The sequence below is a fragment of the Ramlibacter montanisoli genome, from assembly GCF_013087525.1.
GTDB lineage: Bacteria > Pseudomonadota > Gammaproteobacteria > Burkholderiales > Burkholderiaceae_C > Ramlibacter > Ramlibacter montanisoli.
The window spans coordinates 94953-115230 of the sequence record NZ_JABFCS010000002.1; the positions used below are offsets into that span (position 1 = coordinate 94953).

General features: G+C 69.7%; 16 protein-coding genes and 4 pseudogenes. 6 read left to right on the top strand and 14 right to left on the bottom strand.

The window, feature by feature from the left end; all coding sequences use genetic code 11:
* Positions 1–73 precede the first annotated feature (73 nt).
* Both HK415_RS22705 and recJ read left to right on the top strand, forming a co-directional pair.
* A complete protein-coding gene (locus HK415_RS22705; protein WP_216370079.1) occupies positions 74–853 on the top strand; it encodes a phosphoglycerate mutase in 780 nt (259 codons plus the stop codon).
* Positions 850–2559, top strand: a complete 1710-nt coding sequence (gene recJ, locus HK415_RS22710; protein ID WP_171563675.1) for a single-stranded-DNA-specific exonuclease RecJ — start codon at positions 850–852, stop codon at positions 2557–2559. Before HK415_RS22705 ends, recJ begins: the two co-directional genes overlap by 4 nt.
* Before the next feature lie 109 nt (positions 2560–2668).
* On the opposite strand, the gene HK415_RS22715 is transcribed toward recJ, so the two are convergent.
* Positions 2669–2995: a hypothetical protein gene (locus tag HK415_RS22715; RefSeq protein WP_171563676.1), complete on the bottom strand. Its 327-nt coding sequence runs from the start codon at positions 2993–2995 to the stop codon at positions 2669–2671.
* 8 nt (positions 2996–3003) lie between these two features.
* Complete coding sequence (locus HK415_RS22720) at positions 3004–3312, bottom strand: hypothetical protein (RefSeq protein WP_171563677.1); 309 nt, start codon at positions 3310–3312, stop codon at positions 3004–3006.
* 116 nt (positions 3313–3428) lie between these two features.
* Between HK415_RS22720 and HK415_RS22725 the strand changes: the two are divergent.
* Positions 3429–4331, top strand: a pseudogene (locus HK415_RS22725) (delta(1)-pyrroline-2-carboxylate reductase family protein).
* Between the two features lie 3 nt (positions 4332–4334).
* On the opposite strand, the gene dcd reads toward HK415_RS22725, so the two are convergent.
* The 5 genes from dcd to HK415_RS22750 form a co-directional block, all read right to left on the bottom strand.
* A complete protein-coding gene (gene dcd, locus HK415_RS22730; protein ID WP_171563678.1) occupies positions 4335–4901 on the bottom strand; it encodes a dCTP deaminase in 567 nt (188 codons plus the stop codon).
* 72 nt (positions 4902–4973) lie between these two features.
* Positions 4974–5960: a tripartite tricarboxylate transporter substrate-binding protein gene (locus HK415_RS22735; protein ID WP_171563679.1), complete on the bottom strand. Its 987-nt coding sequence runs from the start codon at positions 5958–5960 to the stop codon at positions 4974–4976.
* A gap of 25 nt (positions 5961–5985) precedes the next feature.
* Positions 5986–7296, bottom strand: coding sequence for a guanine deaminase (gene guaD / locus HK415_RS22740; protein WP_171563680.1), 1311 nt, complete (start codon positions 7294–7296; stop codon positions 5986–5988).
* A 5-nt stretch (positions 7297–7301) separates the two neighbouring features.
* Positions 7302–8375 (bottom strand): BMP family ABC transporter substrate-binding protein, encoded by a 1074-nt coding sequence (locus HK415_RS22745; RefSeq protein WP_171563681.1) that lies wholly within the window; start codon positions 8373–8375, stop codon positions 7302–7304.
* Between the two features lie 113 nt (positions 8376–8488).
* The gene (locus HK415_RS22750) at positions 8489–9505 is read right to left on the bottom strand and encodes a hypothetical protein (RefSeq protein WP_171563682.1); all 1017 of its coding nucleotides are present in this window, start codon (positions 9503–9505) and stop codon (positions 8489–8491) included.
* A 207-nt stretch (positions 9506–9712) separates the two neighbouring features.
* Here HK415_RS22750 and HK415_RS22755 point away from each other — a divergent pair, with 207 nt between their 5' ends.
* The 3 genes and pseudogenes from HK415_RS22755 to HK415_RS22765 form a co-directional block, all read left to right on the top strand.
* Positions 9713–11407, top strand: coding sequence for a thiamine pyrophosphate-binding protein (locus HK415_RS22755; protein WP_171563683.1), 1695 nt, complete (start codon positions 9713–9715; stop codon positions 11405–11407).
* Positions 11408–11445: 38 nt separating this feature from the next.
* Positions 11446–12420: a tripartite tricarboxylate transporter substrate binding protein gene (locus HK415_RS22760; RefSeq protein WP_171563684.1), complete on the top strand. Its 975-nt coding sequence runs from the start codon at positions 11446–11448 to the stop codon at positions 12418–12420.
* A gap of 14 nt (positions 12421–12434) precedes the next feature.
* Positions 12435–13072: pseudogene (locus HK415_RS22765) on the top strand (VOC family protein); the annotation flags it as partial.
* Between the two features lie 6 nt (positions 13073–13078).
* On the opposite strand, the gene HK415_RS22770 reads toward HK415_RS22765, so the two are convergent.
* The 7 genes and pseudogenes from HK415_RS22770 to HK415_RS22795 form a co-directional block, all read right to left on the bottom strand.
* Complete coding sequence (locus HK415_RS22770) at positions 13079–14113, bottom strand: adenosine deaminase (RefSeq protein ID WP_171563685.1); 1035 nt, start codon at positions 14111–14113, stop codon at positions 13079–13081.
* A 58-nt stretch (positions 14114–14171) separates the two neighbouring features.
* Entirely contained in the window at positions 14172–14372 is a 201-nt protein-coding gene (locus HK415_RS25760) for a hypothetical protein (protein WP_253262379.1), read from the bottom strand.
* Positions 14373–14517: 145 nt separating this feature from the next.
* Positions 14518–15686 (bottom strand): annotated as a pseudogene (locus HK415_RS22775) (BMP family ABC transporter substrate-binding protein).
* A 37-nt stretch (positions 15687–15723) separates the two neighbouring features.
* Positions 15724–16645, bottom strand: a pseudogene (locus tag HK415_RS22780) (ABC transporter permease).
* A gap of 1 nt (position 16646) precedes the next feature.
* The gene (locus tag HK415_RS22785; RefSeq protein ID WP_171563686.1) at positions 16647–17726 is read right to left on the bottom strand and encodes an ABC transporter permease; all 1080 of its coding nucleotides are present in this window, start codon (positions 17724–17726) and stop codon (positions 16647–16649) included.
* Positions 17723–19309 carry an ABC transporter ATP-binding protein gene (locus tag HK415_RS22790; protein WP_171563687.1) on the bottom strand — a complete coding sequence of 529 codons (1587 nt, stop codon included), beginning with the start codon at positions 19307–19309 and terminating at the stop codon, positions 17723–17725. Before HK415_RS22790 ends, HK415_RS22785 begins: the two co-directional genes overlap by 4 nt.
* A gap of 7 nt (positions 19310–19316) precedes the next feature.
* Entirely contained in the window at positions 19317–20249 is a 933-nt protein-coding gene (locus HK415_RS22795; RefSeq protein WP_171563688.1) for a LysR family transcriptional regulator, read from the bottom strand.
* Positions 20250–20278 lie beyond the last annotated feature (29 nt).

A 20278-nucleotide genomic window follows, 5' to 3' on the forward strand; every position in this document is an offset into this window, starting at 1 on the left:
TGCTGCGCCGGCTGGGGGTGGAGGCGACGGACCAGGGGGACGCCGAGGCCTCTCTCCGCCCCACGAACGCGCCGTGGCCCGCGCCTGGGGCCTGGAGCCCGCCGAGGGCCTGGTGCCGCTGGCGGCGCTGCAGGTGCGCCATTCCGGCACGGCCAGCGGCACCGAGGGCTGGGCCTGGATCAGCCCTAGCCACTGGCGCGTGGGCCGCGACCACATCGTGATGGCCCACCCGCAGGAGCTGCAGCTGGACGCCGAGGATTCGCAGGCGCTGCTGGCGGCGATGAAGCCTTATTTCGAGGAGGACGGCATCGCGCTGGCCTATGATGCGCCGCTGCGCTGGCTGGCGCGCGGCGAGATCTTCCGCACGCTGCCCACCGCATCGCTCGACCGGGTGATGGGCCGCACCATCGACGGCTGGCTTCCCGCAGGCGATGCCGCGCGGCCGGTGCGCCGGCTGCAACAGGAAATGCAGATGCTCCTCTACACCCTGCCGCTGAACGACGCGCGCCAGCGCGGCGGGCTGCTGCCGGTCAACTCCTTCTGGGTCAGCGCCACGGGGGCCCTGCCCGACGGCGAGTTGCCGCGCTCCGACGGCGGCCTGCAGGTGACGCCCTACCTGCGCGACGCGGCGCTGCTGGGCGACTGGCGCGCCTGGGCCGCGGCCTGGCAACGGCTCGACGGCCGCGAGTGCGCGCGCCTGCTGGCGGAACACGAACGCGGCGGCGCGGTGCGCATCACGCTGTGCGGCGAGGCCGCCGCCCGCACCTGGTCCTCGGCCGCCGCCACCGGCTGGCAGCGCGTGCGCGGCCTGTTCGCTTCCTCGTCCCCGGCCGAATTGCTGGAGGGGCTGTGAAGATCATCACGCGCGACGTCCCGCCGCGAGCCGCCTGGGCGCTGGAGCAGGCCGGCATCCATCCGCTGCTCGCGCGCCTGTACGCCGCCCGCGGCGTGCTGGTGAAGGAGGAACTGGACAACGGCCTGGGCCGCTTGCTGCCACCCGCCTCGCTCAAGGGCGCGACGGAAGCGGCAAAGCTGCTGGCCGACGCCATTGCCGCCGGCCGCAAGCTGTGCATCGTCGCGGACTACGACTGCGACGGCGCCACGGCCTGCGCGGTGGCCGTGCGCGGCCTGCGCCTGCTGGGTGCGCAGCACGTGGCTTACCTGGTGCCGGACCGCGTGGTGGACGGCTACGGGCTCACGCGGCCGATCGCGCAGCGCGTGAAGGCGCAGGGCGCCGACGTGCTGATCACGGTGGACAACGGCATCGCCAGCATCGACGGCGTGGCGGCGGCGCTGGAACTCGGCCTGCAGGTGCTGGTGACCGACCACCACCTGCCCGGCGCCGAGTTGCCGCAAGGCGCGCTGATCGTCAACCCGAACCAGCCGGGCTGCGGCTTCGAGAGCAAGTCGGTGGCCGGCGTCGGCGTCATGTTCTACGTGCTGCTGGCCTTGCGCGCCGAGCTGCGCGCGCGCGGCGTGTTCGACGAGCGCACGCAGCCCAAGCTGGATGCCCTGCTGCCGCTGGTGGCGCTGGGCACCGTGGCCGACGTGGTGAAGCTGGACGCCAACAACCGCCGGCTGGTGGCGCAGGGGCTCAAGCGCATCCGCGCCGGCGCCCTGCCCTGCGGCGTGGCGGCGCTGTTCAAGGCGGCGGCGCGCAAGCCCGAAGTCGCCACCACTTTCGATTTCGGCTTCGCGCTCGGGCCGCGCATCAACGCCGCGGGACGGCTGGCGGACATGACGCTGGGCATCGAGTGCCTGCTGACCGACGATGCCGCGCGTGCCGAAGAACTGGCGCAGGCGCTCGACGGCATCAACCGCGACCGGCGCGAAATCGAAGGCGACATGCGCGAGCAGGCGCTGGCGATGGCGGAGGCGCTGTTCGACGAAGGCGAGGAGCCGCCGCCGGCGATCTGCGTGTTCGATCCCGACTTCCACGAAGGCGTGGTGGGCATCGTCGCCTCGCGCATCAAGGACAAGCTGCACCGGCCGACCTTCGTGTTCGCGGCCAGCCAGGCGCCCGGCAAGGAACACGAGCTCAAGGGTTCCGGCCGCTCGATTCCCGGCTTCCACCTGCGCGATGCGCTCGACCTCGTGGCCAAGCGCCACCCCGGCGTGCTGCTGCGCTTCGGCGGCCACGCGATGGCCGCGGGCTGCACGATCGCCGAGGAGCACCTGGACGTGTTCGAGCAGGCCCTGGCGCAGGTCGCGCAGGAATGGCTGGACGCGGCGACGCTGCTGCGCAGCCTGCACACCGACGGCCCGCTGGCGCCCGAGTACCGCCGGCCGGACCTGGTCGACACGCTGCACCAGGAGGTGTGGGGCCAGGGCTTCGCGCCGCCGGTGTTCAGCGAGGAAGTGGAGATCCTCTCGCAGCGGCTGGTGGGCGAGAAGCACCTGGCCCTGAAGCTGCGCCACCAGGGCCAGCCGGTGGACGGCATCTGGTTCGGCCACACCGAGCCGCTGCCGGCCAGGGTGAAGATCGCGTTCCGGCTGGAAGCGGACGAGTGGCAGGGCGCGCGGCGCGTGCGCTTCCTGGTGGAAGGCGCGGAGTACTGACGCCTCTCGTCATCCCCGCGCAGGCGGGGCCCCAAGGCGTCCAAAGAAAAAGCGGCCGATGGCCGCTTTCCCAAGAGCTTGGTTCCCCGCCTGCGCGGGGATGACGTCCTTACGCCGTCCCCATCACCGCCACGCCGCTGTGCTGCGGGTCGTCGAAGTAGCCGAACAGGCGGGAGGCCACGGCGGCCAGCTCCGCGTCGTCGCTGGCGCGGGCGCAGGCCAGCTGCCACATCGCGTATTCGCGGTCGCCCAGCATCATGTCCGTGTTGACGCAGCGGCCGCGGCCCGCCATCAGCAGCGAGAAGGTCGCGAGCAGCCCGGTGGGACAGTAGCGCGGCGAGGCGGGCAGCTGCTCGAAGTCGTCCGAGGCTTCCAGCGACGCGCCGGCGTGGCCCGGCGGAACGTGATTCGTGCGAAGAGCTTGCAGGGTGTTCATGGCGAACCTCAGCGATAGCTGAAACTGACCGGCACCGCGCCGGTCACGGTGCCGTTCGACACGGGCGCCTGCGTGTTCACGCCGGTGCGCGTGGAGCAGCTGGCGATCGTCGAGCCGGGGATGTACTGCAGGCAGTCCGACAGGGCCATCTGCTGCACCACCACCTCGTTCTGGCGGGCTTCGGCCTTGCGCACCTGGTGGCTGCACAGGAGCCAGAAGGCGAACAGCTGCCCCATCGCGAGCGCACCGAGAAGGATCCAGAACATCCTGCTGCGTTCTTCCTGCAAGCCGGGTTCGATGGCGAGGGCGTGGGACATGGCGGAACTTCCTTGAGTGGATGGATCCTAGGCCTGCCCTTTTTCCGGCGCCAGAGTGGCAGTCTCGACATGCTGTAGGACAAAATCTTGACGCGACCATTGAGGCCCCCGAACCCATGACAGAACTCCTGGATGCGAACGCCACCGCCGCGCGCTTGCCCTACCCGCGCCTGGAACGCGAGCTCGTGCGCGTGCTGCACGATCCTGTTGCGCGCGTGCCACCGCGGCTGGTGCAGGGCACTGCCCCGCGGTGGCAGCCTGTTCGTCATGCCGGCCTTCGATGCGGACGTGGCGATCACCAAGCTGATCACGTTCACGCCCGCGAACACCGGCACGAAAACGCCGACGATCCAGGGGGATGTGGTGGTGTTCGACGTGGAAACGGGGACGCGCCGGCTGGTGCTCGATGGTCCGACCGTCACCGCGCGCAGGACCGCGGCGGTCTCGCTCCTCGCCGCGAAGTGGCTTGCGCCCAACACCGCGGGCCCCCTCCTGATCGTGGGTGCAGGGGCCCAGGGGCATGCCCACCTGGAGGCGTTTGCACAAGGATTGAGCATCCGCGAGGTGCTCATCCATTCGCGCTCGAAGCGAGCGCACACGTGTTGGCCTCCCGCGCACGTGAAATCGGACTACAGGCGCGCGTGATTTCCGCACCGGATCCCGAGCTGGCGAAATGCCCTCTCGTGGTCACCTGCACGCCCGCGTCCGGCGTGGTCCTGCGCGCGCTGCCACGCGAAGACGCGTTCCTCGCCGCCGTCGGCGCCTTCACGCCGCAGATGATCGAACTCGCCCCCGAACTCACGCGGCACGTCGCGACCCGGGGCCGCATCGTGGTGGACACGCGCGACGCGGATCACGAAGCGGGCGACCTGCTTCAGGCGGGGCTGGACGTCACACGCTTTCCCGCCCTGCGCGAGCTGGATGCGCACGGGCCGCGTGGAAGCGGCCCGGTGCTGTTCAAGAGTTGCGGCTGGGCGGGTTGGGACCTCGCCGCCGCGCGCTGCGCGCTGTCCCCGTAGACGTCAGGCCTTCGGCAGCGTCACCCCTTGCTGCCCCTGGTACTTGCCGCCGCGGTCCTTGTAGCTCACGTCGCATTCCTCGTCGCTCTCGAAGAACAGGACCTGCGCGCAGCCCTCGCCCGCGTAGATCTTGGCGGGCAGCGGCGTGGTGTTGGAGAACTCCAGGGTCACGTAGCCTTCCCATTCGGGTTCGAAGGGCGTGACGTTGACGATGATGCCGCAGCGCGCGTAGGTGCTCTTGCCCAGGCAGATCGTGAGCACGTTGCGCGGGATGCGGAAGTACTCCAGCGTGCGCGCCAGCGCGAAGCTGTTGGGCGGGATGATGCAGACGTCGTCGTGGAAGTCCACGAAGCTCTTCTCGTCGAAGTTCTTCGGGTCCACCACCGTGCTGTGGATGTTGGTGAAGACCTTGAATTCGGGCGCGCAGCGGATGTCGTAGCCGTAGCTGGAGGTGCCGTAGCTGATGACGCGGCGGCCTTCCACCTGGCGGACCTGGTTCGGCTCGAAGGGCTCGATCAGGCCATGCTGCTGCGCCATGCGGCGGATCCACTTGTCGCTCTTGATCGTCATTCGGGGGCACTCCTGGGCGGCCATTTTAGAGGGACGCCGCGGCGCCTTCCCTTGACGCCGCGCAGGGGTGCGTCAGTTGGCCTTCACGCCGGCCTTCACCAGCAGGCTGCCCAGGGTGTCGATCTCGTGGCGCAGGTGGGCGCGCAGCGACGCGGGGGTGGCCTGCTCCACCCCCACGGCGGAGATTCCCATGCCCTCCAGCCTGGCCCGCAACTCGGGGTCGGCCACGGCCTTCTGCAGGGCGGCGGTCAGTTGATCCAGCACCGGCCTGGGCGTGCCCTTGGGCGCGTACAGGCCGAAGGAGATGTTGATGTCGAAGCCCTGCACGCCCGCTTCGGAGATCGCCGGGACGGCCGGCAGCGAGGGCAGGCGCGCCTTGCCCGCGGCGGCGTAGGCCTTGATCCGGCCGGCCTTCACCGGCGGCACCGTGCCGGAGGTCTGGTCGCACAGCACGTCCACCTGCCCGCCCATCAGGTCGTTGAGCGCGGGGCCGGTCCCCTTGTACGGGATCTCGTTGAGCTTCACGTTCAGCGCGCTCATCATCATCAGCCCGCACAGGTGCGAGGCCGAGCCGACGCCGGCGTGCGCGAGGCTCACCCGCGGGCCGTTGGCGCGCAGGTAGGCGATGAACTCGTCGAGGTCCCTGGCCGGGAAGTCGTTGCGCGTGACGATCACCATCGGCCCGTTGGTGGCCGAGCCGATCGGCTCGAAATCGTCCACCGGGTGGTAGGGCAGGCCCTTGTACATGGCCAGGTTGGTGGCGTGGCTCACGTGGATCATCAGCAGCGTGTAGCCGTCGGGCGCCGAACGCGCGACCTTGGCGGTGCCTATGGTCCCGGAGGCGCCCGCGGGGTTGTCCACCACGATCTGCTGGCCCAGCGTCTTCTGCATGGCCGCGGCGAACACGCGCGTGATGGTGTCGCCTGGCCCGCCCGGCGCATAGGGCATCACCATGGTGATCGGCCGCGAGGGCCAGGCCTGGGCAGCGGCGGCGGCCGCGGCCAGCGCGAACGAAACGGCGGCGAGCGCGCGAACGCAGCGGAACACGGACGACGGCATGGCTTCCCCCTGGTGCGGGGACAGTCTATGCAGCCGAAGCCCCGCCCCTGCTGGTGCTTACCCCATCCACCACCACCTGTTCCACCACCCGGTCGTCGCCCAGGACGATCAGCGAGAACAGCAGCTCGTCCAGGTTGCGCGCGTTGCGCACCTTGCGTGCCAGCAGCGGGGTGGCCTGCGGATCGAGCACCAGGAAGTCGGCCTCGCAGCCGGGCCGCAGGTTGCCGATCACGCCCGAAAGTCCCAGGGCTTCCGCCGCGCCCGCGGTGTGCTGCCACCAGAGGTGCTGCGGGCCAAGGCTGATCCCGGGCTTGGTCTGCCCTTCCCGGCCGACGTAGTAGGCCGCCAGCATGGTGTGGAAGGGGCTGAAGCTGGTGCCGCCGCCGACGTCGCTGGCCAGCCCGAAGCGGAAGCCCACGCGCAGCGCGCCTTCGTAGTCGAAGAAGCCGCTGCCCAGGAACAGGTTGCTGGTGGGGCTGACCGCGGCTGCGGCACCGGTGTCGCGCATCAGCGCGCGGTCCTCGTCGTCGAAGTGGATGCAGTGCGCGTAGATCGCGCGTTCGCGCATCAGCCCGAAGTCCTGGTAGATCGACAGATAGCTGCGCGCCGCGGGAAAGAGCTCGCGCGCCCAGCGGATCTCCTCCTTGTTCTCGGCGACGTGCGACTGGATCCAGACATCGGGATGGCTTGCCGCCAGATCACCGGCGCCGCGCAGCTGCGCTTCGCTGCAGCTCGGGGCGAAGCGTGGCGTGATCGCATAGCCGAGCCGGCTGCGCCCGTGCCAGCGCCGGATCAGGGCCTCGGTGTCCAGCAGCGACTGTTCGGTGTCGTCGCGCACGCCGTCGGGTGAGTGCCGGTCCTGCAGCACCTTGCCGGCCATCATGCGCAGCCCGCGCCGTTCGCTCGCCTCCATCAGCGCGTCCACCGAATGCGGATGCGAGGTGCAGAAGGCCAGCGCACTGGTCACGCCGTTGCGCAGCAACTCGTCGAGGAAGACCTCGGCCATCTCCACCGCATACGCGTGGTCCGCGAAGCGCGCTTCGTGCGGGAAGGTGTAGTCCTCCAGCCAGGGCAGCAGGCCTTCGGCCGGCGAGCCGATCACGTCGGTCTGCGGGAAGTGGACGTGCAGGTCGATGAAGCCGGGCGCCAGGATGCGTCCCGGCAGGTGCGTGACCGCGATGCCCGGGTAGTTCGCCGCCAGCGCCCCGTAAGCGCCTGCCGCGCGGATCACCTTGCGGCCCGCGGCGTCCGGCCCCACTACGAGCAGGCCGTCCTCCTCGTAGCGGGCGGAGCCGTCGTCGGCGAAATTCAGCAGGGCGGCGCGGTACGCGTGCATCCGCCTTATTGTGCGACCTTCCCCTGCACGCCCGATACGAGAAACTTCATGGACAGTATCTGTTCGTCCGTCAGGGCCTCGCCCTTGGCCGCCACCGGCTTGCCTTCGTTGTCGGCGATCGGGCCCGTGAAGGGACGCAGCTTGCCGGCGGCGATGTCCTTCTGGCGCGCCAGCACCTCCTCCTGCACCGCCTTGGGCACCTTGCTGCCGAAGTAGCCGACGCGGATCATCCCTTCCTTCACGCCGCCCCAGACCTTGCCGGTCTTCCAGCTGCCGTCCAGCGCCGCCTTCGTGCGGCGCGTGTAGTAGTCGCCCCACTGGTGCGTCACGGCGACCACCTGGGCGTCGGGCGCCACCTTGCGCATGTCGGAGTGGTAGGCCACCGCCAGCCTGCCGCGCTCCTGCGCCGCGGCCATCACCGCCGTCGATGCGGTGTGGAAGGCCAGCACGTCCGCGCCCTGGTCCATCAGCGCCATCGCTGCGTCGCGCTCCTTGCCGGGGTCGAACCAGGCGTTGAGCCAGATCACCTTCACCTGCGCCTGCGGGTTCACCGAGCGCATGCCCAGCGTGAAGGCGTTGATGCCCTGCAGCACCTCGGGGATGGGGAAGCCCGCGACGTAGCCGGCCTGGTTCGTCTTCGTCATGCGGCCGGCGGCGATGCCGGCCAGATAGCGGCCCTCGTAATAGCGCGCATTGGCCGCAGCGACGTTGGCCGCCGTCTTGTAGCCGGTGATGGATTCGAAGCGGACGTCGGGGAAGTCCTTGGCGACCTTCAGCGTGGGCTCCATGTAACCGAAGCTCGGCGTGAAGATCAGCTTGTGGCCTGTGGACGCGAGGTCGCGGATGACGCGTTCGGCATCGGGACCCTCAGGCACGTTCTCCACGAAGGAAGTCTTCACGCGGGTGCCGAGCGCGGCCTGCACCGCCTGCCGGCCTTCCTCGTGCTGGCGCACCCAGCCGGCATCGGTGAGGGGCGCGACGTACACGAAGCCGACCTTCAGCGGCTCGTTCTTCTGCGCGTGGGAGGGAAAGGCAATGCAACTGGCCGCCAATGCCATGGCGGCGAGGTTTTTGTACATGGTGTTCCTCTACATGGCCCCGGAGCGTGGAAAAGAAAAAGGCCGCCGGGGCGCGACCTCATGGCTGCGATTGTATTCGGGGCCGCGGGGGCCCGCCGGCCGCGGCTTCGGGGCTAGCGCCGGGTCTCGGGCTCCAGCGCCGCCGGAAGCGTGGGACGCTCCTCGCCGGCGCGTCCCTGGAAGGCGGAGAAGGGCTGCAAGTCCTCCTGCGGGAACATCGACTGCCGCAGCTCGCTTTCCGACTCGGCCTCGCGCACGTGCCGCGTCGCACCCTTGGCGGCGCGCCGCGGGTTGGTGGTGACCGCGCCGGCGTAGTACAGGACGGCCAGCGTCTTCGCCAGGCTGTCCTCGGCCAGCCCCACGTTCTGCTGCAGCTGGCGGAAGGTGTGCGGCTCGGCGCCCAGCTCCGACAGGACCGCGTAGTGCGATTCCTTCAGCAGGCGCTGCGGCACGCGCGGAATGGCGCGGAAGAAGATGGTCGCACGGCGATAGCGGTCCGGCAGCAGCTCGGTGTCCACCCGGTTCACGTAGTTCCACAGGACTTCGGCGAAGCTGGTGGTGAAGAACTGCGGCGGCACGCCGCCCGCCGCCCGCGGCAGCGGCCGCCACTCCGCCCCTTCCAGGTGGGGCGGCAGCATGTTGAGGTCGAGGCCGATCGCGCCGCCCATGTTCACCACGGCGACCAGCCGGCCGCGCTGCGTGACGTGGTAGGTCGTGCCGGTCAGGCCCGGCAGGCGCTCGGCGATCTCGTGCCCCAGCGCCAGCTGCATCACCAGCGGGTGCAGCACCGACTGCGCGCGGCGCAGGGCCTTGTCGACGCTGGGTGCGGAGTGCAGGTCCAGCACCAGGGGCACGCGGATGCGTTCGTCCGCAAGCGGCAGGGTGAAGAAGGTCGGCCGGTCCAGCGCCTGCAGGTCCAGCGTCATCGCCGGCGCCGTCGCTCCCGGGGCCACGCTCACGAGTTCGTCGTAGAGGAAGCGCGCGGCTTCGCCATTGACCCACAGGGCGTCGGCGTCCGCGGCACTCGCGTGCTCCCACGTCAGCACGGCGCTGCGCGTGCGCAGCAGGGCATGCAGGTACTCTTCGCGCGGGAATCCCACCAGTCCCATGCGCAGCCGGGGTTTGATCATGTGACGACTTTCTTCTTCTTGCTCGTTGACCGGGGAGATGCGGCCATGCGCCATTGGACTGGAACGGGCCGGCGCTGTATCCCCCGTTTGGATGAGTCCCGGCACTGCGGGACGGGGCTCGTGAACAAGTTGGCAAAGGCCCGCAGCCCCGGATCATGCGCGCCCGCTTCGTATACTGAAAGAGCACGGTTATTCCCCGGAGACCGAATGAACACGATGAACGGCGCCGACGCCCTGGTGCGCATGCTGCAGCTCAACGGCGTGAAGCACATCTTCGGCCTGTGCGGCGACACCAGCCTGCCCTTCTACGATGCCATGGCGCGCCTGGACCACGGCATTGACCACGTGCTCACGCGCGACGAGCGCAGCGCAGCCTACATGGCCGACGGCTATGCCCGCGTGACCGGCCAGCCCGGCGTGTGCGAAGGGCCGAGCGGCGGCGGCGCGACCTACCTGCTGCCGGGACTGGTGGAAGCGAACGAATCCGCCATCCCCGTGCTGGGCATCACCTCGGACGTGTCGGTCGGCGCGCGCGGCAAGTTCCCGCTGACCGAGCTGGACCAGCAGGCGCTGTACGCACCGCTGACCAAGTGGAACACCACCATCGACCGGGTGGACCAGATCCCGCACGCGGTGCGCACCGCCTTCCGCGCCATGACGACCGGCCGGCCCGGCGCGACCCACATCTGCCTGCCCTACGACGTGCAGAAGCACATGCTCGATCCGGCGGAAGTCTGGGCGCAGCCCGGGCACGATCGCTTTCCCGCCTACCGCTTCGCGCCCGATCCGCGGGACGTGGAGCGCGCGGCGGACCAGCTGGTGGCGGCGCGCGCGCCGGTCTTCGTCTGCGGCGGCGGCGTGCTGCTCTCCGGCGGAACGACCGAGCTGGAAACGCTGGCCACCTTGCTCGACGCGCCGGTGTGCAGCAGCGTCAGCGGCAACGGCACCCTGCCAGGCGCGCACCCGCTGAACGTCGGCGTGATCGGCACCAATGGCGGCGTCGAAGCCACGCGCGAGGTGATCGCGCAGGCCGACCTGGTGCTGTTCATCGGCGCGCGGGCCGGCTCCACCACCACCGAGCACTGGAAGATGCCCTCGCGCGAGGTCGCCATCCTGCACCTGGACATCGACCCGATGACGATCGCGACCAACTACCGCACCGACGTCGCGCTGGTGGGCGACGCCAAGCTCGGCCTGGCCGCGCTGGCAGCGGCCGTGCGGGCGCGCATCGCGCACCGCCCTGCCGGCCGGGCCGACGGCCGCGCGCTGGTCGCCCGCGCCCGCGCCGCCAAGCAGGCCTTCTTCGCGGGCCTGGCCGAATCGCGCGACCGGCCGATCAAGCCCGAGAGCGTGGTCGATGCGCTGAACAAGCTGCTGCCGGCGGACGCGATCGTCGTCGCCGATCCCGGCACGCCCTGCCCTTACTTCTCCGCCTACTTCAACGCGCCCCAGGCCGGCCGCCACTTCATCACCAATCGCGCGCACGGCGCCCTGGGCTTCTCCATGTCCGCCGCCGTCGGCGCGCAGTTCGGCCGGCCGGATGCGACGGTGGTGTCGGTGATGGGCGACGGCAGCTTCGGCTTCACCTGCGGCGAGCTGGAGACCATCGTGCGGCGCGGCATCCCGCTGAAGATGATCGTGTTCTCCAACGCGGTGTTCGGCTGGATCAAGGCGAGCCAGAAGACCGGCTACGGCCAGCGCTACTTCTCGGTGGATTTCAACCGCACCGACCACGCCCGCGTCGCCGAGGCCTTCGGCGTGAAGGCCTGGCGCGTGGAGGACCCGGCCGAGGTCCACGGCGCGATCAAGGCGGCCTTGCTGCACGACGGCCCGGCGCTGGTGGACGTGGTGTCGCAGGAACTGCAGGACACCGCCGTGCCGGTCAGCCAGTGGATGGGCTGAGCCGGCCGCTTCGAATCTCAACGACGAAAGGTCCTTCGATGAGCAGCACCCGCATCAACCGGCGCCAGGCCCTGGCCGCCACCGCGGCCCTCGGATTCGGCACCGGCGCCTTCGCCCAGGCCGACGCGCCCGTGCGGCTGGTGGTCACCTTCCCGCCCGGCGGCAGCACCGACATCGCCGCGCGCATCCTGCAGCCGGAGCTTGCGAAGCGCATGGGCCGCACCGTGGTGGTGGACAACAAGCCCGGCGCGGCCAGCCAGATCGCGACCGACTTCGTCGCCAAGTCCGCGCCCAACGGCAACACGCTGCTGGTGAGTTTCGACACGCACGCGATCAACCCGATCGCCAAGGCGAAGCTGCCCTACGACACCTTCAAGGACTTCGCCGGCGTCACGCTCGCGGTGCGCTTCCCGCTGGTGATCGGCGCCTCGGCCTCGGTGCAGGCGAAGGACCTGCGCGGCTTCCTCGAGGACGCGCGCCGGCAGCCGGCGAAGTTCAGCTATGCGTCCACCGGCGTGGGTTCCATGAACCACCTGGTGATGGAGGACATCAAGCGCAAGGCCGGCGTCTACGTGCTGCACGTGCCCTACGGTGGCGGCGGGCCGGCGGTGCAGGCCGTGCTGGGCGACGTGTCGCAGCTCACGCTCCTGAGTTATGCCGCGCTCAAGGGCCAGATCGCGGCCGGCAAGATCAAGCCGCTGGCCGTGACCGGCGCGAAACGCCTGCCCGACCTGCCCGACGTGCCCACCGTCGCGGAATCCGGCTTCCCCGGCTTCGAGGCCTATTCGTGGATCGGCATCTTCGCGCCTGCGGGGACGCCGCCGGAAACGCTGCGCAAGCTGACCGAGGATTTCCGCGCCACGCTCAATGCGCCCGAAGTCCACACGCGCCTGACGCAGGCCGGCTTCGAGGTGATGGCCACCGACGGCGCCGGTGCCGAGCGCCACGCGCGCCAGGAGTACGAGCGCTGGGGCGCCTTCGTGCGCAACACGAAACTGAAGCTGGAAGAGTGAACTCCGGCTTCGCACTGGACCACGTGGTGATCGTGGTCCGCGAACTGGAACGCGTGGTGGCGGACTACCGCGCGGCCGGCTTCACGGTGGTGCCGGGTGGCCAGCACCCCGGGCGCGGCACACGCAACGCGCTGGTCGTCTTCGCGGACGGCGCCTACATCGAGCTGATCGCGTACGACGCGCCCTCCCAGGAGCGCTGGTGGCGCGTGCTGGACGCGCATGGCGAAGGGCTGGTCGATTTCGCGCTGCTGCCGCGCGACATCGACGCTGCCGTGGCTGGCGCCCGTGCGCGCGGGCTTTCCGGACTGGAAGAGCGTCCCGGCAGCCGCGCACGGCCCGACGGCGTGCAGATCGCGTGGCAGAGCGCGCGCCCGGCCACCAGCGACCTGCCCTTCCTCTGCGCGGACCTCACGCCGCGCGCGCGCTGCGCGTGCCGGAAGGCGAGGTGCGCCAGCATGCCAACGGCGCGACCGGCATCGCGCGGGTGAAGGTCGCGGTGGCGGACCTGCAGGCGAGCGTCGCGCGCTATCGCAACTACCTCGGCGAAGCGGCGGTGCAAGGCCGTGAGGTGCAGTTCGCCGGCTTTCGCATCGAACTGGCCGAGGACGCCGCCCGGCCGCGCGGTGAAGGCCCGTGCGAGGTCGAACTGCGCTACGCGTCAGGCGGCGGCAAAGACGGCGTCCAGTTCCTCGACGTACCGTTTCTTCGCTGAAGCCTCCGCGAAGCTGCCTTCGAAGCTGTTGCGCGCGAGCCGGTAGGCATGCTGCGCGTCCAGCCCGGTGGCGGCGAAGGTCTGCAGGAAGTTCGCGTTCATGTAGCCGCCGAAGTAGGCGGGGTCGTCGGAATTGATCGTGGCGCACAGGCCCGCGTCGAGCAGCTGGCGGATGTTGTGCTGCGCCAGGTCCGGGAACACGCACAGCTTCAGGTTGGACAGCGGGCACACCGTCAGCGGGATGCGGTCCTGCGCCAGGCGCTTCATCAGCGCCGGGTCCTGGGCCGACTGCACGCCGTGGTCGATGCGTTCCACCTTCAGCACGTCCAGGGCAGCCCACACGTAGGCCGGCGGTCCTTCTTCCCCGGCGTGCGCGACGAGGTGCAGGCCCTGCTGGCGGCACTTGGCGAACACGCGCGCGAACTTCTCCGGCGGATGGCCGACCTCGCTCGAATCGAGCCCCACGCCGATGAACCGGTCGCGGAAGGGCAGCGCCTGCTCCAGGGTGTCGAAGGCCTCTTCCTCGCTCAGGTGGCGCAGGAAGCACAGGATCAGTTCAGCGTCGACGCCGATGCGCTTCGCATCGCGGCAGGCCCGCGAGAGGCCGTCGATGACCGTTTCCATCGCCACGCCGCGCGCGGTGTGCGTCTGCGGGTCGAAGAAGATCTCGGCGCGCCGCACCTGGTCGGCGGCCGCGCGCTCCAGGTAGGCCCACGCCATGTCGTAGAAGTCCTGCGACTGCAGCAGCACGCTGGCGCCGGCGTAGTAGATGTCCAGGAAGCTTTGCAGGTTGGTGAAGGCGTAGGCGCGCCTGAGGTCCTCCACGCCGGCGTAGGGCAGCGCCACGCCGTTGCGGCGCGCCAGCGCGAAGATCAGCTCCGGTTCGAGGGAGCCCTCGATGTGGATGTGCAGTTCGGCCTTGGGCATCGCGGCCAGCAGGGCCGGCAGCCTTTCGGCGGGGACGGGGGGAACAGGGTGCATGGCGTGGGACGAGCAAGGATCCAGCCACGCACGATAGCAGCGCGGTGATGCGCCGGCTTCAGCGCTTGCCGGGAGGGATCGGGGCGGGATCTTCGGGAATCAGCGGCGGCAGTTCCGAGGGCATGACGCTGTCGCTCCAGAGGTTCTGGTTGCTCCTGCGTCGCTCGTCGCGGCGCAGCGCGCGCAAGGCGGTGCCGGAGCCTTCGCCACTGCGCTCGCCCCGGGTCCTGTCCTCGCTCTTCGGTGGGGTAGGGGACATGTGATCCTCCCTTTGTCCCATGGATACAGCCCAACTATAGGCAGTGAGGGCTCGCTCGGCAATCAGTCCCTTGCGTAGGTCGAAGCACCCCTGGGGCGGACGTGAAAAAGGCCGCACGCGGCGGCCTTTCGGGGGCAGGAGGCGCTTACTTCTTGTCGCCGCCCGGCACCTTGCCTTCACGCCCTTGACGTAGAAGTTGATGCCGCCCAGGAACTTGTCGTCCGCGGCGGCGTCCTTGGCCAGCATTTCCTTGCCGGTGTTGTCGGCGATCGGGCCCTTCCAGATCTGGAAGCTGCCGTCCTTCAGGCCGGCCTTGATGGTCTCGATCTTCTTCTTGGTGTCTTCCGGCACGTCGGCCGCGATGGACACCATGTCGATCGCGCCTTCCTTGACGCCCCACCAGGTCTGGCCGGTCGCCCACTTGTTGTCCAGCGCGTCACGCACGGCCTTGATGTAGTACGGCGCCCAGTTGATGACCGCCGAACCCAGGTGTGCCTTCGGGCCGTAGGCCGTCATGTCGCTGTCCCAGCCGAAGGCGCGCTTGCCCATCTTCTCCGCCGTCTGCAGCACGGCCGACGAGTCGGTGTTCTGCATCAGCACGTCGGCGCCGCCGTTGATCAGCGCGGTGGCCGCTTCGGTTTCCTTCGGCGGGTTGAACCAGTCGCCGACCCACACGACCTTGGTCTTGACCCTGGGGTTCACCGACTGCGCGCCGAGGGTGAAGTTGTTGATGTTGCGCACCACTTCGGGGATGGGGATCGAGCCGACCACGCCCAGCGTGTTGGTCTTGGTCATGGCGCCCGCGATCACCCCGGCCATGTACGCGCCTTCGTAGGTGCGGCTGTCGTAGGTGCGCATGTTGTCGGCCGTCTTGTAGCCTGTGGCATGCTCGAACTTCACGTCCTTGTGGTCGGCGGCGACCTTGAGCATCGGCTCCATGTAGCCGAAGGTGGTGCCGAAGATCAGCTTGTTGCCCTGGCCGACCATGTCGCGGATCACCCGCTCGGCGTCGGCGGACTCGGGCACCTTCTCCACGAAGCTGGTGACGACCTTGCTGCCGAACTCCTTCTCCACCGCCTTGCGGCCGTTGTCGTGCGCGAAGGTCCAGCCGCCGTCGCCGACGGGGCCAACGTAGGCGAAGGCGATCTTCAGCGGCGCGGCGGCGGGCGCCGGTGCGGCGGCCGGGGCTGCAGCGGTGGGCGCGGGTGCCGGCGCCGGGGCGGGCGTTTCCTGCTTGCTGCAGGCGGACAGGCCCGCGACGGCGGCCACCAGGGCGGCGGCCTGCAGCAGGGTACGTTTCTTCAGGTCGGTCATTCCAGTTCCTTGCGGGACGGTTTTGGGGAAACGGCGATTATGAGCCGGGATAGAAAGGCTTTCCAAGGGAGGCCGGCATGTTGACCCGAATCCACGCGGGGTTGCGGGAGATCAGCGCCAGCACCACGATGGTGGCCACGTAGGGAAGCATGTTGAGGAATTCGCTCGGAAGCTCCACGCCGCTGCCCTGCAGGTGGAACTGCAGCATGGTGACGCCACCGAACAGGTAGGCTCCAAGCAACACGCGTGCCGGACGCCAGGTGGCGAAGGTGGTGAGCGCCAAGGCGATCCAGCCCTTGCCCGCCACCATGCCTTCGACCCACAGCGGCGTGTAGACGATGGAGATGTAGGCGCCCGACAGGCCGCACAGCGCGCCACCGGCCACCACCGCCATCAGCCGGATGCGGCGCACCGGATAACCGAGCGAATGCGCCGATTCGGGCGACTCGCCCACCGAGCGCAGCACCAGTCCCGAGCGCGACTTGTAGAGGAACCACACCAGCCAGGCCACCAGCGCGATGGCGAGATAGACGATCGGGTGCTGGCGGAACAGCGCGGGCCCCAGCACCGGGATGTCGCCCAGCAGCGGCAGCGAGAAGTGCGGCCGCTCGGGCGCTTTTCTCCTGCACGTAGGCGATGCCGGCGAAGGCGGAGAAGCCCGCCCCGAACAGGCTGAGCGCCAGGCCCGTGGCGTACTGGTTGGTGTTCATCCAGATCACCAGCAGGCCAAAGGCCGCAGCGAGCAGCGCACCCGCGCCCATGCCGGCGAGGAAGCCGAACCAGTCGCTGCCCGTGTGCACCACCGCGGCGAATCCGGCGATCGCGGCGCACAGCATCATGCCCTCGGCGCCGAGGTTGACGATGCCGGCCTTCTCGTTGATCAACAGCCCCAGCGCGGCGATCGCCAGCACGGTGCCGGCGTTGAGCATGGAGGCGAACAGGAGTGCGTAGCTGTCCATGTCAGGCGGCCTTCGCGGTGGCGGACTCGGGGAACAGGCGGATGCGGTAGGCCATCAGCGTGTCGCAGGCCAGCAGCGTGAACAGCAGCAGGCCCTGGAACACGCCGGTGAGCGACTTCGGCAGGCCCAGGCGCGACTGCGCGAGTTCGCCGCCGATGTAGAACATGCTCATGAGGATGGCGGAGAACACCATGCCCACCGGATGCAGCCGGCCGACGAAGGCGACGATGATCGCGGCGAAACCATAGCCCGCGGGGACATAGGGCGTGAGCTGGCCGATCGGCCCCGCGACTTCCAGCCCGCCGGCGAGTCCGGCGGCGCCGCCCGACACCAGCAGCGCGGTCCACAGCGCCTTGCGCGAGGAGAAACCGGCATAGCGCGCGGCGGCCGGTGCCAGTCCGCCCACCTGCTGCGCGAAGCCCGCCCGCGTGCGGAACAGGAACACCCAGAGCGCCGCCACGCCGGCCAGCGCGATGAGCACGCCGACGTTCACGCGCGAGCCCTGCATCAGCCGCGGCACCTGCGTCACCGCCTCGAAGTTCTTGGTCTGCGGGAAGTTGTAGCCCATGGGGTCCTTCCACGGGCCGAACACCATGTAGTTCAGCACCAGCGTGGCGACGTACACCAGCATCAGGCTGACCAGGATCTCGTTGGCATTGAACTTGTCGCGCAGCACGCCGGTGATCGCCGCCCAGGCCATGCCGCCCAGCACGCCGGCCAGCAGGATGGGAATGACGATCAGGCGGCTGGTGTCCTTGCCCGCCAGCAGCGCCACGCCACCCGCCAGCAGTGCGCCGATCACGAACTGGCCTTCCGCGCCGATGTTCCACACGTTGGAGCGGAAGCACACCGCGAGGCCCAGCGCGATGATCAGCAGCGGCGTCGCCTTCACCAGCAGCTCGCCGATGCGGTAGCCGGAGCTGAGCGGCTCCCAGAAGAACACGCGCAATCCCTGCACGGGGTCCTTGCCCAGCGCCACGAACAGCAGCGTGCCCAGGATGACGGTGATCACCAGCGCCAGCAGCGGCGAGGCGATGCTCCAGAACTTCGAGGCCTCCGGCCTCGCTTCGAGCTTGATCATTCTTCACTCCCCCTGCCCTGCTCCCTCCCCCTCTGGGGGAGGGCTGGGGTGGGGGCGCTCCCGGCAGGGGTCTCCCGAATCGGATGCACCACCCACAACCCGCTCATCCACTCCCCGATCAATGTCACCGTCGCCCGCGCCCGATCGATCGAGGGCGACAGCCTTCCCTTCGCGATCACGTGCAGCCGGTCGCTGATCTCGAACAGCTCCTCCAGCTCCTCCGACAGCACCAGCACGGCGCAGCCGGCATCGCGCAGCGCCAGGATCTCGGCGCGGATCTGCGCCGAAGCGCCCACGTCCACGCCCCAGGTCGGCTGCGACACGATCAGCAGCTTGGGATTGGCATCGATCTCGCGGCCGACGATGAACTTCTGGAGGTTGCCGCCCGAGAGCGACTTCGCCGCGGCGTCCGGCCCGCCCGCCTTCACGTTGAAGCGGCGGATGATGTCCGCGGCCTGGGCGCGCAGGCCCTTGACGTCGATCCAGCCGCCGCGGCCCACGGCATCGGTTCGCGTGAGCAGCAGGTTCTGCGCGAGGCCGAGCGTGGGGACGGCGCCGCGGCCCAGGCGCTCTTCGGGCACGAAATGCAGCCCCAGGTGGCGCCGGTGTGCGGGTCCGAAGCGGCCCACCGGCTGCCCGGCGACCTGGACCATCTCCGGCGCCGCCCGCGTGTCCTCGCCCGAGAGCGCGAACAGCAGCTCGCGCTGGCCGTTCCCCGAAACGCCGGCGATGCCGACCACCTCGCCGGCGCGCACGTCGAAGGCGATGGCGTCCAGGTCGTGGCCGAACTGGTCCTCGCGCGGCAGCGTCAGGCCCTGCACGCGCAGCACCACCTCGCCGGGCTGGCGCTCGTGGTGCTCCAGCTCCGGCGGCTCGGCGCCGATCATCAGGCGCGAGAGCGATGCGTTGCTCTCGCGGCGCGGATCGGTCACCCCGGTGACCTTGCCGCCGCGCATCACCGTGCAGGCGGTGCACAGCTCGCGGATCTCGTGCAGCTTGTGGCTGATGTAGAGGATGCTGCAGCCTTCGGAGGCCAGCTGCTTGAGCACCACGAACAGCTTTTCCACCGCCTGCGGCGTCAGCACCGAAGTGGGCTCGTCCAGGATCAGCAGCTTGGGGTTCGTCAGCAGCGCGCGGATGATCTCCACCCGCTGCATCTCGCCCACCGACAGCGTGTGCACCGGCCGCGCGGGATCGACATCGAGCCCGTATTCGCGCGCCTTGGCCGTGATGCTGTGCGTGACCTGGTTGAGCGTGAGGCTCTTGTCCAGGCCCAGCCACACGTTCTCGGCCACCGTGAGCGTGTCGAACAGGCTGAAGTGCTGGAACACCATGCTGATGCCCAGCGCCCGCGCTTCCTGCGGGTTGCGGATGTGCACCGGCTGGCCGTTGAACATCACGCTGCCCTCGTCCGGCTTGACGGCGCCGTAGATGATCTTCATCAGCGTGGACTTGCCGGCGCCGTTCTCGCCCAGCACCGCGTGCGTCTCCCCGGGCTGGACCACCAGCGACACGTCGCTGTTGGCCACCACCGATGGATAGCGCTTGGTGATGTGCGCGAGCTGCAGTCGCGGAATGCTCACGGTTGGTTCATCCTTGTCTCAATGAGGCCGCCACGCCCTTGACCCGCTCGCGCAGCCAGCGGCCGGCGGCCGACTGGTGCGTGCGCTCGTGCCACAGCTGGTAGTACACCAGTTCGGGGAAGCGCACGGGGCATTCGAGCACCTGCACCGGCAGCAGGTCCAGGTAGCGTTCGCAGAACTGGCGGCCGGTGGTCAGCACGAGCAGGCTGGAGGCCACGATGCGCGGCAGCAGGCCGAAGTGGGGGCAGCGGGCCGTGATGTTACGCGCAAGTCCCTGGCTTTCCAGGAACTCGTCGATCACGCCGCGGGCACCGGGATGGGTGGGCGTGGGCGCCACGTGTTCCGCTTCCAGCCAGCTTTCCTGCGTCCAGCCACGCTTGGTGGCGGGATGGTCGCGCGCCACCAGGCAGACGATCTCGTCGGCGAACAGCTTGCCCAGGTGCAGCTCCTCGGGCGGCTGGAGCCAGTTGCCCACCACCACGTCGACGTCGCCGTGCGCCAGCTGCGCGTGGTAGTCCGAGGCGGCGGTGAGCGGATGGATCTCGATCTGGCTCGAGGGCGCCTGCGCCTTCACCTCGGCCACCAGCTGCGGCAGGAACTGCGGGTCCAGGTAGTCGGCGGCGGCCACGCGGAAGGTGGTGGCGGAGGTCTGCGGGTCGAAGCCGCGCGCATCGGAGAACAGCACCTCGGCGGCGCGCAGGATGCTGGCGCTCGGCTCGATCATGCGCAGGCCGGCATCGGTGGGCACCATGCCGGCGCCCGAACGCACCACGAGCGGGTCCCCGGCCAGCTCCCGCAGCCGCTTCAGGGCGGCGGAGACGGCCGGCTGGTACATGCCCAGCTTGAGGGCGGCGCGCGAGACGCTGCGTTCGGTCAGCACGGTATGGAGGACCCGGATCAGGTGGAGGTCTATCTTGTCGAACAGAGCCTGGTCTCTCATACCTTTGCCTGCATTTCGCCCATAAGACC